12 protein-coding genes, 2 tRNA genes and 4 pseudogenes are annotated in these 15,762 nt (G+C 53.2%); 3 read left to right on the top strand and 15 right to left on the bottom strand.

The features are described 5' to 3' along the window. The 10 genes and pseudogenes from pabC to CXB77_RS12355 all read right to left on the bottom strand — a co-directional run bounded on the left by pabC (window position 1) and on the right by CXB77_RS12355 (window position 7,168). On the bottom strand, window positions 1-867 hold the full coding sequence (gene pabC, locus CXB77_RS12400) for an aminodeoxychorismate lyase (protein WP_105074163.1): 867 nt from the start codon (window positions 865-867) through the stop codon (window positions 1-3). Between the two features lie 36 nt (window positions 868-903). Then, the gene (gene fabF, locus CXB77_RS12395; RefSeq protein ID WP_105074162.1) at window positions 904-2,142 is read right to left on the bottom strand and encodes a beta-ketoacyl-ACP synthase II; all 1,239 of its coding nucleotides are present in this window, start codon (window positions 2,140-2,142) and stop codon (window positions 904-906) included. Window positions 2,143-2,236: 94 nt separating this feature from the next. After that, window positions 2,237-2,473 (bottom strand): acyl carrier protein, encoded by a 237-nt coding sequence (gene acpP, locus CXB77_RS12390; protein WP_105074161.1) that lies wholly within the window; start codon window positions 2,471-2,473, stop codon window positions 2,237-2,239. A gap of 127 nt (window positions 2,474-2,600) precedes the next feature. Beyond that, window positions 2,601-3,341 carry a 3-oxoacyl-ACP reductase FabG gene (gene fabG / locus CXB77_RS12385; protein WP_146108813.1) on the bottom strand — a complete coding sequence of 247 codons (741 nt, stop codon included), beginning with the start codon at window positions 3,339-3,341 and terminating at the stop codon, window positions 2,601-2,603. After that, a pseudogene (gene fabD, locus CXB77_RS12380) lies at window positions 3,328-4,277 on the bottom strand (ACP S-malonyltransferase). The gene fabG and the pseudogene fabD overlap by 14 nt, the downstream one beginning before the upstream one ends. 28 nt (window positions 4,278-4,305) lie before the next feature. After that, a pseudogene (locus CXB77_RS12375) lies at window positions 4,306-5,259 on the bottom strand (beta-ketoacyl-ACP synthase III). Next, window positions 5,259-6,307 (bottom strand): annotated as a pseudogene (gene plsX / locus CXB77_RS12370) (phosphate acyltransferase PlsX). The pseudogenes CXB77_RS12375 and plsX overlap by 1 nt, the downstream one beginning before the upstream one ends. A gap of 32 nt (window positions 6,308-6,339) precedes the next feature. Beyond that, on the bottom strand, window positions 6,340-6,516 hold the full coding sequence (gene rpmF, locus CXB77_RS12365; protein ID WP_105074159.1) for a 50S ribosomal protein L32: 177 nt from the start codon (window positions 6,514-6,516) through the stop codon (window positions 6,340-6,342). A 95-nt stretch (window positions 6,517-6,611) separates the two neighbouring features. Further along, entirely contained in the window at window positions 6,612-6,815 is a 204-nt protein-coding gene (locus CXB77_RS12360) for a hypothetical protein (protein WP_105074158.1), read from the bottom strand. Continuing rightward, window positions 6,797-7,168: a YceD family protein gene (locus CXB77_RS12355; protein WP_105074157.1), complete on the bottom strand. Its 372-nt coding sequence runs from the start codon at window positions 7,166-7,168 to the stop codon at window positions 6,797-6,799. The genes CXB77_RS12360 and CXB77_RS12355 overlap by 19 nt, the downstream gene beginning before the upstream one ends. Window positions 7,169-7,332: 164 nt before the next feature. On the opposite strand from CXB77_RS12355, the gene CXB77_RS12350 reads away from it, so the two are divergent. Beyond that, window positions 7,333-8,595: a glucose-1-phosphate adenylyltransferase gene (locus CXB77_RS12350; protein WP_105074752.1), complete on the top strand. Its 1,263-nt coding sequence runs from the start codon at window positions 7,333-7,335 to the stop codon at window positions 8,593-8,595. An 87-nt stretch (window positions 8,596-8,682) separates the two neighbouring features. Here the strand turns inward: CXB77_RS12350 and CXB77_RS23935 are convergent, their stop codons facing one another. After that, complete coding sequence (locus CXB77_RS23935; protein WP_347338171.1) at window positions 8,683-8,964, bottom strand: hypothetical protein; 282 nt, start codon at window positions 8,962-8,964, stop codon at window positions 8,683-8,685. A gap of 227 nt (window positions 8,965-9,191) precedes the next feature. Then, window positions 9,192-9,689, bottom strand: a pseudogene (locus tag CXB77_RS23930) (radical SAM protein); the annotation flags it as partial. Between the two features lie 220 nt (window positions 9,690-9,909). Here CXB77_RS23930 and CXB77_RS12340 point away from each other — a divergent pair. Beyond that, a tRNA-Ala gene (locus CXB77_RS12340) sits at window positions 9,910-9,985 on the top strand. A gap of 52 nt (window positions 9,986-10,037) precedes the next feature. Then, window positions 10,038-10,113: transfer RNA gene (locus CXB77_RS12335), tRNA-Glu, on the top strand. 114 nt (window positions 10,114-10,227) lie between these two features. Here the strand turns inward: CXB77_RS12335 and CXB77_RS12330 are convergent. From CXB77_RS12330 to aceE, 3 genes are all read right to left on the bottom strand, one after another. Then, window positions 10,228-10,815: a class I SAM-dependent methyltransferase gene (locus CXB77_RS12330; protein WP_105074156.1), complete on the bottom strand. Its 588-nt coding sequence runs from the start codon at window positions 10,813-10,815 to the stop codon at window positions 10,228-10,230. Window positions 10,816-10,905: 90 nt separating this feature from the next. Further along, window positions 10,906-12,537, bottom strand: coding sequence for a dihydrolipoyllysine-residue acetyltransferase (aceF, locus tag CXB77_RS12325; RefSeq protein ID WP_105074751.1), 1,632 nt, complete (start codon window positions 12,535-12,537; stop codon window positions 10,906-10,908). Window positions 12,538-12,558: 21 nt separating this feature from the next. Then, window positions 12,559-15,213, bottom strand: coding sequence for a pyruvate dehydrogenase (acetyl-transferring), homodimeric type (aceE, locus tag CXB77_RS12320; RefSeq protein ID WP_105074155.1), 2,655 nt, complete (start codon window positions 15,211-15,213; stop codon window positions 12,559-12,561). Window positions 15,214-15,762 lie beyond the last annotated feature (549 nt).

Below are 15,762 nucleotides of genomic sequence, written 5' to 3'. Positions count from 1 at the left end.
TCAATCCGGCGTGTGCGACGCCAGAACAATCGCGTTGAGCAGCGACCAAGGCAGCGCCTCCAGTGCGTAATGCTGCCCAGCCAGATCGCGCACCGGCCATACGCCATTGATTGCGTTGGTTAAAAACAGCCCAGTGGCGCACTCAAGATCGGTCGGCGTGAGCGCAGATTCGATGCAGTCAATGCCGAATTTCGCTGCTAATTCAATCGTTAACGCACGGCGCGTTCCGGTAATGCCGCTGCGATTAACTGGCGGTGTGCGCAGCCGCTCGCCGTCCCACACGAACAGATTGGTCATGGTTCCGCCGATCACATTGCCCAGCGCATCACACATCAAGCCTTCGCTAATTGTCGGGTCGCTCCACTCGCGCCGTGCCAGCACTGCATCTAACCGATTGAGATGTTTGATGCCGGCGAGCGCGGGATTAACGGAGGCTGGCGTGTGGCAATAACGCACGATGACGCCGGTTTGCCACGATTGCGCTGGCGCGGGCGGCAACGGGTAAAGAAACAGCAAACGGTGCGGCGTGGGCGCTGGCGGCGGGCGATAACCGCGTCCGCCGCTGCCGCGAGTCAGAATTAGTTTGAGAATGCCGTTCTCGCTGCCGTGCGCGATTTCAGTCATTTCGGCGACGAGTTGCGCGATGTCCGGCATGGGAATTCCCAGCCGTTGTGCGCCATGAATCAAGCGGTTGCAGTGACGTTGCCACTGACACAGACGACCGTGGCGCAGCAGCACGGTTTCAAACAGCCCATCGCCATAATGCAGCCCGCGCTCGGTGACGGCGATGCAATTGCATTCCCGACCGTCAATAAAAACCCGCAGCGGGTCAGAGCCTGCTGCGGGTGTATTTTGTATTGAAACCATTGTGTTAGGTTTCAAACCAGCGGTAAATGCTGGCGCTCAAAGCTGGCGAAACACGAGCGTTCCGTTGGTTCCACCAAAGCCGAAAGAGTTAGACATTGCCACCGCGATTGGCATTTTCCGCGCTGTGTTAGGGACGCAATCGAGATCGCAAGCAGGATCGGGCGTGTGGTAATTGATCGTCGGCGGCGCAGTTTGATCGCGGATTGCCAAGATGGTGAAAATCGCTTCTGCACCGCCCGCTGCGCCGAGCATGTGACCGGTCATCGACTTGGTGGAACTGACCGCTAGCTTGTACGCGTGATCGCCAAAAGCGCGTTTGATCGCCATTGTTTCGGCGATGTCACCCGCGAAAGTTGAGGTGCCGTGCGCGTTGATGTAGTTCACTTGTTCGGTGTTCAGTCCCGCATCTTTCAGCGCCAGCAACATGCAGTCACAAGCGCCAGCGCCATCTTCCGACGGTGCGGTCATGTGATAGGCATCGGAGTTCATGCCCACACCCGCCAATTCTGCGTAAATATAAGCACCACGCGCTTTAGCGTGTTCATACTCTTCCAACACTACTACACCCGCGCCGTCGCTCAACACGAAACCATCGCGGTCTTTATCAAATGGACGACTTGCGCCTTCGGGATCATCGTTGCGACTGGACAATGCTCGCGCTGCCGCAAACCCACCTAATCCAACTGGTGAAGTGGCCATTTCCGCACCACCAGCGAGCATGACATCCACGTAACCGTGACGAATCATAATGGCTGCTTCACCGATGTTGTGAGAGCCAGTGCTGCACGCGGAAACAATGGAGTAATTCGGACCTTTCAAACCGAACTTAATCGACAGATTGCCTGCGACCATATTGACGATATTGGCGGGCACAAAGAACGGCGAAATCCGGCGCGGTCCTTTATCCAAATAAGCCTGATAGTTGTTCTCAATGCCGGTGATGCCGCCAATGCCCGAACCAATCGCAACGCCGATGCGCCGACAGTTGGAGTCATCAATGACCAAACCGGAATCGGCAATTGCCTGACAGCCAGCAACCATGCCGTAATGAATAAATTTATCCATTTTCTTGGCTTCTTTTTCCGAGATGTATTCACTCGGATCAAAGCCATAAATCGGCCCGCCGAAACGGGTGCTGAACGGTGCAATATCGAAGTGGGTAATCGGTTTAATCCCACTCCTGCCGGCCAGAATGCTATCCCATGCGGACTTCACGTCCAGACCAACCGGAGCCACGAGGCCCAACCCAGTGACGACTACCCTTCTGCCTGCCATTACGTACCTCTATCGTTCAGAACGCCACCATCGACGCGCCTAAACTGCGCTGTGATTGACGATGAAAAACACCGCGCAGTTCGACATGGTGAAATTATGCCTTGTGCGCGTTGATGTAGTTGATAGCCTGTTGAACTGTCGTGATTTTTTCTGCATCCTCATCAGGAATTTCAGTCTCGAATTCTTCTTCAAGCGCCATGACCAATTCCACAGTGTCGAGAGAATCAGCGCCGAGATCGTCTACAAAAGACGCCTCTGGGGTGACTTCTTCGTCTTTGACGCTCAGTTGTTCAATCACGATTTTGCGAACTCTATCTTCAACGCTGCTCATAAAAATGAATTCTCCAGATAAATAAAAGTGATCTTCACGAGATCACGCCGCATTCTAGTGATAAAAGGGATTTGATGAAAGCGAGCTATTTTTTCAATTACTGTGGCAGATAAACACTGCCGACCATTTATGCCATGTGCATTCCGCCGTTGATGTGCAGCGTTTCGCCGGTGATATACGCACCAGCCGCAGACGCCAGAAACACCACCGCACCCGCAATTTCCTCCGGTTGACCCAACCGACCCAGCGGAATTGTACCCAGCAAACTGTCACGCTGCGCCTCCGGCAAAGCGCGAGTCATGTCGGTGTCAATAAAGCCCGGCGCGATGCAGTTGACTGTAATTGCACGAGAACCGACTTCCCGCGCCAGCGCCTTGGTAAAACCCATCATGCCCGCTTTTGCGGCCGCGTAATTGGTTTGACCGGCATTGCCCGTCGCGCCAATCACTGAAGCGATATTGATAATTCGGCCTTTTCGCGCCTTGGTCATGCCGCGCAGACAGGCTTTTGACAGACGAAATACTGAGCTGAGATTGGTGTCAATCACCGCGTCCCATTCATCATTTTTCATCCGCATCAAAAGGTTATCGCGGGTAATCCCAGCGTTGTTAACCAAAATCGTCGGTGCGCCGAGCCGTTCAGTTATCTGCGCCAGCGTGGCATCAACCGAGGCTTGATCGGCGACATTCAGCACTAAACCGATGCCGGCATAACCTGCTTCGTTCAGCGCCTGCGCGATGCCCGCCGCGCCAGCTTCCGTCGTCGCCGTGCCTGCAACCGTTGCGCCCTGCGCCGCAAGCGCCATTAAAATCGCTCGCCCAATTCCCCGCGATGCACCCGTTACCAGTGCGATTTCACCGTTCAACATCAGTCATCAGCTCCAGCGCTGCATCCAAAGTCTTCGGATCAAAGACCGGCAGCATCGTCAAGGTGTCATCAATTCGTTTGGTCAATCCAGTCAATGTCTTACCGGGACCGCATTCCAGCGCCGCAGTGATTCCCTGCGCAGTCACGGCGCGTACTGTTTCCACCCAACGCACCGGGCTATAAAGCTGTTTGATTAACAATTCGCGCAGTTCGTCCACGCTGGCGGCAGCCGTCACGCTCGCGTTGTGTAACACCGGAACTGTCGGCAGCGTCAACGGCACTTCTGCTAATCGCTCGGCCAATCGCTCGGCAGCGGGGCGCATCAGATCACAATGCGACGGCACACTGACCGGCAGCAACATGGCTTTTCGTGCGCCAGCACTTTTTGCGGCAACGAGCGCCCGATGGACTGCTGCCGTCGTTCCGGCAATCACCACTTGACCAACTGCGTTGAAATTGACTGCCGCCAGCACGTCGCCTTGTGCTTGTTCCGCGCACAACGCAATCACTTGTTCATCGGTCAAATTAAGCACTGCGGCCATCGCGCCTTCACCAGCGGGAACGGCGCTTTGCATAAACTGCGCACGATCTGCTGCCAATTGCACTGCATCAGCAAAGGACAATGCGCCCGCTGCAACCAGTGCGGAGTATTCGCCCAAACTGTGCCCAGCCATCAGCGTTGCTGGCGCGGTCATTTGCGCTTGCCACACGCGCCACACAGCAATGCCGCTGCGAGCATGATCGGCTGAGTGTTTTCTGTTTGATCTAATTCTTCTTTCGAGCCGTCAGTGACCAGTTGCCACAGATTCCGCCCGAGCGCATCAGACGCTTCTTCAAATGTCTGTTGCACGCTGGGATAAACGGCAGCGAGCGCGTCGAGCATCCCAATGGATTGGGAACCCTGACCGGGGAAAAAAACCGCGAATGGTTGTGCCATGAACAGTGCGCTGTATTTGAATCAAAAATTAGTAACGGAGCAGAACCGAACCCCAAGTAAATCCACCACCGAACGCTTCCATCAGCAGCATTTGACCACGCTGAATGCGCCCATCGCGCACCGCTTGATCAAACGCCAGCGGAATCGAAGCAGATGACGTGTTGCCGTGATCGGCAACGGTCACAATCACGCGCTCCATCGGCAAATCCAATTTACGCGCAGTCGCTTGAATAATACGGATATTGGCTTGATGCGGAATCAGCCAGTCGATGTCGTCACGCGTGAGATTGTTGGCTTCCAGCGTTTCTTCACGATGCGTCCCAGCGTGGTGACAGCGATGCGGAAAACTTCGTTGCCCTTCATTTCCATAAACGCTGCTTCGGGGCGACCGTTGCCGTGACCGCCGGGAACCTGCAACAAATCTTTATACGCGCCGTCCGCATGAAGATGGGTAGAAATAATGCCCTGCTCTTCAGATGCGCCAAGTACAACTGCGCCAGCGCCGTCGCCAAATAACACGCAGGTGGTGCGATCCGTCCAATCCAGAATGCGTGAAATGGTTTCTGCGCCGACGACGAGGACGTGTTTTGCTGCGCCAGTGCGGATGAATTTATCCGCAACATCCAGCGCATAGACAAAACCTGCGCACACTGCTTGCAAATCGAACGCGGGGCAGCCGTGCACGTCAAGGCGTTGCTGCAACAGGCAGGCGTGCTGGGAAAAAATTGATCGGGCGTCGTCGTGGCAACCAGAATCAAATCGAGATCGGCAGCCGCAATTCCTGCTGCATCCAAAGCGTTACGCGCTGCGGCTTCAGCGAGATCGCAACAGGTTTCGCCATCAGAAACGAGATGGCGTTTTTCAATGCCAGTGCGTTCATGAATCCAACTGGCTGTGTTTCGACGATCGCTTCCAAATCCGTGTTGGTCATTACCCGCGCTGGCAGATAACTTCCTGTTCCAAGCACCCGTGAATACGTCATCAGGCGGTTTCCCTGTATTGTTCACTGCCGAGGTGGAGACCGACCTGCTCGCTAATCCGCTGGCGCGGATTTCTTTTTCAGCAATATAGATCGCATTTTCAAAGGCCAGCACATCTGCGCCGCCATGACTTTTAATCACGATGCCGCGCAGTCCGAGCAGACTGGCTCCGTTGTAGCGACGTGGGTCCATCGTCCGGCGAAAACTTTTGAGAATCGGCAGTGCTGCCAATCCCGCCAAGCGTGTCCACCACGTTCGTTTGAACTGCGCGGTGAGCGAATGGCGCACGAATTTCGCCACTCCTTCGCTGCATTTGAGCGCGACGTTACCGACGAAACCGTCGGACACGACCAGATCAACATCGCTCAAAAAGATGCCATCGCCTTCGACATAACCGATGTAATTCAAGCCACTACGCGCCAGCAATTCGTGCGCCTGCTTGACTTGGTCATTGCCTTTGATTTCTTCCTGCCCGATGTTGAGCAACGCCACTCGTGGTCTAGCGACGCTATCGACTGCCGCCACCAACTCGCTGCCCATCACTGCAAACTGAAACAGATGCTCGGCAGTGCAATCAACATTCGCGCCGAGATCGAGCATGTGCGTGTGACCGTAAATCGAGGGCACGGCAGTAATAATCGCCGGTCGATCTACATTCGGCAGCATTTTCAACACGAAGCGAGCGGTCGCCATCAGTGCACCGGTGTTGCCAGCACTGACGCAGGCATCGGCTTGACCGTTTTTCACCAAGTCAATCGCCACGCGCATGGAGGAATCTTTTTTATTGCGCAGGGCTTTTGACGGTGATTCGTCCATTGCCACTGTTTGCGTGGCTGGCTGAATACGAATGCGCTCGCGGGCGCTGTTGCCAAGGTGTTCGTTGATCTGCGCTTCTTGTCCAACCAAAATCAGGGTGACATGCGGATTATCCGCATGAAACCGCAACGCAGCCGGAACCACCACATCAGAACCGTGATCGCCGCCCATCGCATCCAGTGCGATGGTGCACGGTGGTGCGGTGGGACGTTTTTTGTCGTGACGGGAACGCATTAATTGCACAACGCCGCTGCGACCGGACTGGCTCACTCAGCCTTATCCAAAACCTTGCGACCACGATAAAAGCCGTCAGCGGTGATGTGATGACGGCGATGCGTTTCACCGCTGGTCGGATCAACCGACAACGTGGGTTTAGTCAGCGCATCGTGGGAACGGCGCATTCCGCGTTTGGACGGGGTTTTGCGATTTTGTTGAACAGCCATGCTTTTTAATCTCCACGCAGAATAGCAACCAGCACAGTAACCGCTGCTTCTGCAACACGTTTAAGGAATACAGGAATTGATCCTGCGTTTGAAAATCAGTGGTCTTGATCGCGCTTCAATCCGCGTAATATCGCAAACGGATGAGGCGCTTTTTCTGTACAAGCAGACGCGATATTTGCGCCTGATTCTTGGTTATTAATCAATGCTGGCGCTGGAGCCTGACAATCACCTTCGTCATGGCGCGGAATTGTTGGAATCGCCAGCAGCAGCTCGTCTTCAATCAGCGCCAGCGGTGACACTGATCGTCAATCACGATTAACGGTTCAAGATCAGACGGCAACGCTTCAGCCAGTGCTTCAGTCGTCACCAACCCCAAACTCAGCGGCACATCAATCGCAATTTCAACCACGCCTAAACACCGCTGACACGGCAGCCGCAAACGTGCTTGAACGCGCCCAGTAACCAACTTGTCGCCCTCGCGGCTGCGCGTAAAACGCAATTGATAATCCACTTGTGAGATGGCGTTATCCGTACCTGCGAGCACGATGGCGTTCAACCGCGTCAATTCAATTAGAGCAACCTGACCGACCAGCGAAAGTTCATTTCGCACTGCTCGCCAAGGATCAAGAGAATTGAGTAATTTAGTTGACATAAGCGCGTAAAGTTAACCGACTAGCAGTGATTTCGTCAATTTGTTTGGTTGTTCGCCAACGACAGACGATTCGCAAGCCAAGCGTTGATCGACAGGTTTATCATTGCGCGTCGCAACCGACACCTCATCGACAGCGCCCGAAGCACGGGCTTGCGGAGAAAATTATGCACAACGACAGAATCATTGCTTTCGTCATGGCTGGCGGGCAAGGCGCCAGATTGCAACCGCTGACAACTGGGCGCTCTAAACCCTCAGTGCCTTTTGGCGCTCGTTATCGCATCGTCGATTTCGTTTTGAGCAATTTGGTTAATTCCCAAATTTCAACGATCTATCTGCTGGTGCAGTATAAATCTCAGGCGTTGATCGAACATGTACGCAAAGCCTGGACCATTTCACCGCTGCTGCAAAGTCAATTTGTCACCGTCGTTCCGCCGCAGATGATGACCGGCGAACATTGGTTCCAAGGTACGGCAGACGCCATTACGCAAAATATCAACCTCATCGAAGAACATCGTCCCAACTTGGTCGCCGTGTTTGGCGCAGACCACATTTATCGCATGGACATTCGGCAAATGGTTGAATTTCATCAGCAACGCAAAGCTGATGTCACCATTGCCGCACTGCCGGTTCCGTTGCGTGATGCGCAGGGATTTGGCGTGATTGCTGCCGATAGCGATGGTCGCATTCAAGCCTTTGAAGAAAAACCCGATCATCCAACGCCAATGCCCACTGATCCCAGTCAAGCCTTTGCCTCGATGGGGAATTACATCTTTAATGCTGATGTTTTGGTCAAAGCATTAAAAGAAGCGCAGGAAGCTGGTGAAACTGATTTCGGACAACATGTTTTACCGCGATTGCTGCGGACACATCGGCTATTCGCATACGATTTTGCTACGAATGAAGTGCCGGGTATTTTACCGTATGAAAATCGCGTGTATTGGCGTGATCTTGGAACCATTGATGCGTATTTTGAAGCGCACCAAGATGTGCTGGGACACGAGCCAGTGTTTGATATGTTTAATCCTGATTGGCCAATCTTTTCAAGCAGCTATCAAGGGCCGGTGGCGCGAATTCTCGGTGGTGAGATTCGCAACAGCCTATTAGCTGCGGCAACGATGATTCATGAAGGAGCCAAGATTACCAATTCAATTATTCGCCGTGAAGCAGTGATTGAAGAAGATGTAGTTCTGGAAGATTGCGTCATTATGGATTATGCGCGAGTGTGTCGTGGAGCGCGATTGCGCAAAGTGATTGTCGATCGCCATAACATCATTGCCGCTGGCGATGAAATCGGTTTTGATCCATTGAAAGATCGGCAGCGTTTTCATGTCAGTGAAGGTGGCGTTACTGTAATTCCAATGGGACGAGTGAATTATTTTGCGCGTGATAATCGCGGTACTGGTGGACGCGGCGGTTATTCGGAATAACGTTAGCGAGTGAATTGGGATTAGCGTCACGGTGCGCTGTGACGCTTAATAATGGTGCTTCTATGGCACCATTTTTATTGCTTATTGTTATCCGCCAGTCATATTCATACAGCGGGTTAATGTTGAAGTCACTGCATGGGTGAATTCATGTCCCAGTGGTTTTAACATGACAGCGGCATAAATTGCCGATTTAACCCGTTGATCTTCAAGCGGATTAGCGCGAATCACGCGCCGCAAATCAATTGATTGTGTTTGGCCGAGGCAAGGCAATAAACTTCCCGCAGCAGTGATGCGAATACGATTACAACTAGCACAAAAATTGTGGCTGTATGGTGAAATAAATCCAATACGGCTGTTTGTTCCTGCAATACGATAATAATTCGCCGGTCCACCGCTGCGCTCGGTGGTGGGGATAAGTCAAATGCTTGATTAAGATCATTGCGAATAGCGTCGCTAGAATAATAAGTGGCACTGCGGTCGCCATTGATGCCGAGCGGCATTTCTTCAATAAAGCTGATGTCGATGCCGTGATTGATGGCGAAGCGAGCGAGATCAAGCACTTCATCGTGGTTATGGTGGTGGAGAATGACGCTGTTGAGTTTGATGTGCTGAAAACCGGTACGGATTGCGGCGTTGATTCCATTGAGGGTTTTGCTGAGTGTGCCGACACGAGTCAGTTGCTGGAAACGTGCTGGTTGCAGCGAATCAAGGCTGATGTTCACTCGTGTCACGCCGGCAGCGTGGAGTGCGCACGCATCGCGGGCAAGTTGCGTGCCGTTGGTGGTAATGCTGAGGTCGTGAAGTGCGGGAAGTGCGCCGAGTTGCTCAAACAGCCAGATGGCGTTGCGGCGGACGAGTGGCTCGCCGCCGGTGATGCGCAGTTTGGTGATGCCGAGTTCAGTCAAACATCTGCCGATGCGGGCAATTTCTTCTAATGTTAACAATTGGTTGCGTGGCAAAAAGCGCGTTCCTTCCGAAACACAGTAGATGCAGCGCAAATCACAACGGTCGGTGATCGAGAGTCGGGCATAGGTGATTTTCCGTCCAAAACGGTCGATTAAACCTGAGAATTCAGCGGGTAAGGGAGCAAGCATGTGACGCATTCGACTCAAATTTCCTATGTAGACAGATCGCAGTCATCAATCTGCTGGCGGGTGCGAGAGTGAAAACAAATCTAAATACTTTGCAGATTAAAGATTCTGCAACCGGAATTCATTATCAATGGTGTCTGAATTGTGCAGATAAAAATTTGAGCTAGACAAACGAAAAGACAGCCTTTAACATTGTCGGTCTCAGAAAGCATTGTTAATGAATGGGGCCATAGCTCAGCTGGGAGAGCGCAACACTGGCAGTGTTGAGGTCGGCGGTTCGATCCCGCCTGGCTCCACCAATAATTTAATTGCTAAAATAACTTATTCAGGTTTTAATTGATGACAAGTTTAGTCCCCATCGTCTAGTGGCCTAGGACATCGCCCTTTCACGGCGGTAACCGGGGTTCGAACCCCCGTGGGGACGCCATATTAAAACCCAGCATTCAATTATTGAATGCTGGGTTTCTTTTTATGCGCTGCGATTTAATGACGCGAAAAATTGCTTAATTATTTTCACACACAAATGCGCCAGCCTTCTCATTCATCGCAACGCCAGTGCTACGGTGTAATGCGTGCCCTGTTTGAGTTTATCGTAATTGCCAAAGACTTCAGTTAAATTGCGTTTCATATATTGGCGCAACCCGTTGATTGTCACCAAATACAGTCGCCCACCGGGGCGCAGCCGCGCATACGCATCGTGCAGCAACAGCGCCAGCAATTCTTTTCCCACTTTTGCCGGAACGTTGCTGGCAATCAGATCAAACTGTTGTCCCTGTTCAACCTGATCGAAACCGTTACTCAACTGGGCGCTGGCGTTTTGAATCCCATTCAGCCGAAGATTACGATTTGCGTAATCAACGGCAACAAAATCCTTATCAATCATCAGTGTGCGCCCTTGATGCGCCTGCACCGCCAGCGCCAGCCCAATCGCGCCATAACCACAACCTAAATCTAAACAATCGGCATTCGCCTCTGGCTGCAAATGGCTCAATAACAGTCGCGTTCCTTCATCAATTTCTCGCGGCGAAAATAATCCCCAAGTGCTCGTTAGTCGCAGATTGCGTCCGCCAAGTTCGACTTGAAATTGAATATCTCGCCGTAATTCAGCGAGTTGTGCAGCAGTCAGCATGAGATGCAATTCCAGAAACAGAAAAAAGCCCCCCTTTGAAAAAGGGGGGTTGGGGGATTTAAGCTCGGGCGGTTGAGAATTTTCAGGATTTCACAACAGCAACCGCCGAATATCGCCCAGCAATTGCGCCAGCAACGTGGTAAATCGCGCTCCGTCTGCGCCATCAACGACGCGATGGTCATATGACAATGACAGCGGCAGCAGCAGACGCGGCACAAATTCTGCGCCATTCCACACCGGCTGCATCGCCGAACGTGACACGCCGAGAATCGCTACTTCCGGCGCGTTGACGATGGGCGTAAATGCCGTGCCGCCGATTCCGCCGAGACTGGAAATCGAAAAGCAACCGCACTGTAAATCCGCTGGAGCGAGTTTGCCAGCGCGAGCTTTAGCACTTAAATCAACCAGTTCCTGCGCCAGCGCCGTGAGATTTTTCTGATCTACATCGCGCACCACCGGCACCAGCAAACCGTTCGGCGTATCCACCGCCACGCCGATATGCGTGAACTGTTTGAACACCAATTGCTCGCCGTCGCCGCTCAACGATGCTTTCAAAATTGGCATTCGTTGTAGCGCCACCGCAACAGCTTTGAGCAAAAACGCCAGCAACGTCAATTTGACACCGTCCGGCTGACTTTTGCGGAACGCCTCCAGCTCGGTAATGTCGGCTTGATCGAATTGCGTGACATGCGGCACGGTTAGCCAGCAGCGGTGCAAATGCCGTCCGCTGAGTTTTTTAATGCGCGACAAATCAACAACTTCAATCGCACCAAAGCGGCTGTAATCGACTTCTGGCGCAGCGGGAAATGCAAATGGCAGAGAAGCTGCTGCGCCACCAGCGTTGCCCTGCGCCAGCGTCTTTTTCACAAAACTCTGCACATCAGCTTTGGTCGCTCGCCCTTTCGCGCCAGAACCTTTCACTCGCGCCAAATCCACACCGAGTTCCCGTGCAAAGCGGCGCACCGTTGGGCTGGCGTGAGGTTTGCGCCCAGTCGCAATTGCGGTCATATCCGCTGGGCGCGGCAACACTGGCGCTTGACGGCGTTCAGCTTCACCGTGGGCGCGAGCTGGCGGTGTGGAATTTTGCTGATCCGGTTGTTCTAACAACGGATTTTCTGGTGCTTTCGCTGGCGCAACGGGCGCTGGAGTGGATTGCTCCACCGGACGCAGCATCAGCAATAAATCGCCGGGATTGAGCACATCGCCGATTTTGACCGCAATTTCTTCCACAATTCCGGCTTGCGGCGCAGGCACTTCCATCGTCGCTTTATCGGTTTCCAACGTCAGCAGCGACTGATTGGCGGTGATGCGATCGCCTGGGGCAACCAAAATTTCTACCACCGGCAAATCACTCAAATCGCCGATGTCCGGCAGAATGACGGAAATAATTTCTACTTCCGCCGCAGGAGCAACGGGCGGCAGTTCTGGTGTCACCGGCAGCGTATCAACAACCACTGCTGGCGCTGCATCAGGCGCACCTTCGCCCACTGCCAGCGTCATCAGTCGCGCTCCCTGACTGACTTTGTCGCCGATGCGCACAATCACTTCTTGAATCACGCCAACTCGCGGCGCAGGGATTTCAATCGTTGCTTTGTCACTTTCCACCGTGAGCAGCGACTGCTCCGCCAGCACTTGATCGCCGGGTGCGACCAGAATTTCAATCACTTCGACATTGGCAAAATCGCCGATGTCGGGAAGCACAATTTCTTCAATGGTTGCCACGCGCATTCTCCTTGAAGTCCGTTACACCGTGACCGGATTGGGTTTTTCTGGGTCAATGCGGTATTTGGCGATGGCCTCAGAAACCATCGTTGTGGGAATTTCGCCCTCATCCGCCAGAGCTTTAAGCGCCGCCAGCGCGATGTAATAACGATTGACTTCAAAGAACTTGCGCAACTGCACCCGCATGTCACTGCGTCCAAAGCCGTCGGTTCCCAGCACTGAATAGCGACGCGGCATATACGGACGAATCTGCTCGGCGTAAAGACGCATGTAATCGGTGGCAGCAATGATCGGACCGCGAGTTCCGGCCAATTGCGCCTCAACATAAGTGGTGCGCTGCTCCTGTTCGGGATGCAGCAGATTCCAACGTTCCACGTCGATTCCGTCACGGCGCAATTCGTTGAAACTGGTGACGCTCCACACCGCCGAACCGACATCAAAATCCTGCGCCAGCAACTCGGCAGCCGCGAGCACTTCGCGCAGAATCGTTCCTGATCCCAGCAATTGCACGCGATGACTGCGTTCTTCGCCGCGCTGGACGCGATACATGCCGCGCAAAATACCCGCCGCGCTGTCTTCTGGCATCGCAGGCTGCACGTAGTTTTCATTCATTGCGGTGATGTAATAGAAACAATCTTCTTGTTCCTGATACATCCGCCGCAGTCCATCGTGAACAATCACCGCCATTTCATAGGCATAGGCGGGATCGTAAACGACGCAGTTGGGAATGGTGGAAGCGAGAATCGGGCTGTGACCGTCTTGATGCTGCAAGCCTTCGCCTGCCAGCGTGGTGCGCCCAGCCGTGCCACCGATGAGGAAACCACGCGCCCGCATATCGCCAGCAGCCCAAGCAAGGTCGCCGATGCGCTGAAAACCGAACATCGAGTAATAGATGTAAAACGGAATCATGCTCTGACCGTGATTGGCATACGCAGTCGCTGCGGCGATCCACGATGACATCGCGCCAGCTTCGTTGATTCCTTCCTGCAAAATCTGCCCTTTTTTGTCCTCGCGGTAATACATCACTTGATCGGAATCCATCGGCTCGTACAACTGACCTTGCGAAGCGTAAATCCCGAGCTGGCGGAACATGCCTTCCATGCCGAAGGTGCGGGCTTCATCCGGCACGATCGGCACCACCAATTGACCGATATTTTTATCGCGCAAAATTGCGGTCAGCAGCCGCACCAGCGCCATCGTGGTAGACATTTCTTTTTCGCCACTGCCGTCGAGCAGCGGTTGAAACGTTTCCAATGGCGGTATTTCCAACGGCGCAGCAATCGGCTGGCGCGCTGGCAAAAAGCCGCCGAGCCGTTCGCGGACTTTATGCAGATATTTGATTTCTGGGCTATCAGCGGCGGGTTTATAAAACGGCGCTGCGCCAATCAGGTCATCAGAAATCGGAATGTTGAAGCGGTCGCGGAAGGCTTTGAGGTGCGTTTCGCCCATCTTTTTCTGCGAGTGGGTGATATTCATTCCCTCGCCAGCGACGCCCATGCCGTAACCCTTGACGGTTTTGGCCAAAATTACGGTCGGTTTGCCATTCGCAGTCATCGCCTGCGCATAGGCATTGAACACCTTGACTGGATCGTGTCCGCCGCGATTGAGTCGCCAAATGTCCTCGTCGGTCATGTTGGCAACCATTTCTTTTAATTCGGGATATTTGCCAAAAAAGTGCTCGCGGGTGTATGCACCGCCCCGCGCTTTGTAGGTTTGATAATCACCGTCCACGCATTCTTCCATGCGTTTGAGCAGCAAGCCGTTTTTATCCCGCGCCAGCAGCGGGTCCCAATAACTGCCCCAGACCACTTTGATGACGTTCCAGCCTGCGCCACGGAAGACTGCTTCTAATTCCTGAATAATCTGCCCGTTGCCGCGCACTGGACCATCCAATCGCTGCAAGTTGCAGTTGACGACAAAGACGAGATTGTCCAACCGCTCGCGGGCTGCCAGCGAAATCGCGCCGAGCGATTCCGGTTCGTCCATTTCGCCGTCGCCGAGAAATGCCCAAACCTTGCGTTTGGTGGTATCGACCAGTCCGCGATCATTTAGATAACGCATAAACCGCGCTTGATAGATCGCCATCAGCGGGCCGAGTCCCATCGACACGGTGGGGAATTGCCAGAAATTCGGCATCAGCCACGGATGCGGATAAGACGATAAGCCGTTGCCGTCTACTTCCTGCCGGAAGTTATAAAGCTGATCTTCGGTAATGCGTCCTTCCAGAAAGGCGCGAGCGTAAATGCCGGGCGCGGAATGCCCTTGAAAAAACACGAGATCGCCGCCGTGATTCTTGTCGCGGGCGTGGAGAAAATGGGTGTACGCCACATCCAGCAGCGTTGCCGAGGACGCGAAGCTGGCGATGTGTCCGCCAAGTTCGGTCGAAAGCCGATTGGCTTGCACCACCATCGCCATCGCGTTCCAGCGGACGAAGGAACGAATCCGCCGCTCCATCGCCCGATCACCGGGAAACGCTTGCTGGCGCTGCATCGGAATGGTGTTGAGATAGGCAGTGTTGGCGCTGTACGGCAAATAAGCGCCAGAACGTCGCGCCTTGTCAATCAGGCGTTCCAGCAGGAAATGGGCGCGTTCCACGCCTTCGTTTTCGAGCACGGCGTCGAGCGAGTCGAGCCATTCCTGAGTCTCTTGCGGATCAATGTCCGGCTTGTTGGTCATGGTGGGTCTCAAAGCAAAGTGCTCACCAGTGGCGGTGTGCGGGAAATGAGGAATTATAACGCTAGATTCTGCATCTTAATCAGGGTCATGCCGCAGCCTGATTTTTTGATTAAGGCGGCGATTACCAGCGTTACAAAATGTCGAATTTTTTGACAGTGGTCAGCGACGGGCAATTAAAAATAACTGCTTGACTTTGCAGGATAAAAATAAAAATCAGTGTTGATTCAGGCGATGGTCGCCAGCGTTGCTGGTGTTGAATTTTTTGACAGTGGTCAACGGCGGGCAATCAAAAATAACTGATTGATTTTACAAAATAAACACAAAAATCAGTGTTGCGAAGCGGGAATTCAGCCGCTGTGAACTGTCGATATTTTTGACAATTTCCGCCAGAAAATGCGGTTTTATTGTTAAGTATTCACTTAAATTATTGAAAAAATTGGGATTTTGATGGCTGGCATTTTTATTGAATGCTGGAGTCTGGTGGTGATTGATCGTTTCCGCAATGAATGCTGAATTCCCCGCGAAGAAGATTGCGGTTATGAGTGTTCT

Source organism: Chromatium okenii (assembly GCF_002958735.1).
GTDB lineage: Bacteria > Pseudomonadota > Gammaproteobacteria > Chromatiales > Chromatiaceae > Chromatium > Chromatium okenii_A.
This window is presented reverse-complemented; position numbering and strand designations above follow the sequence as displayed.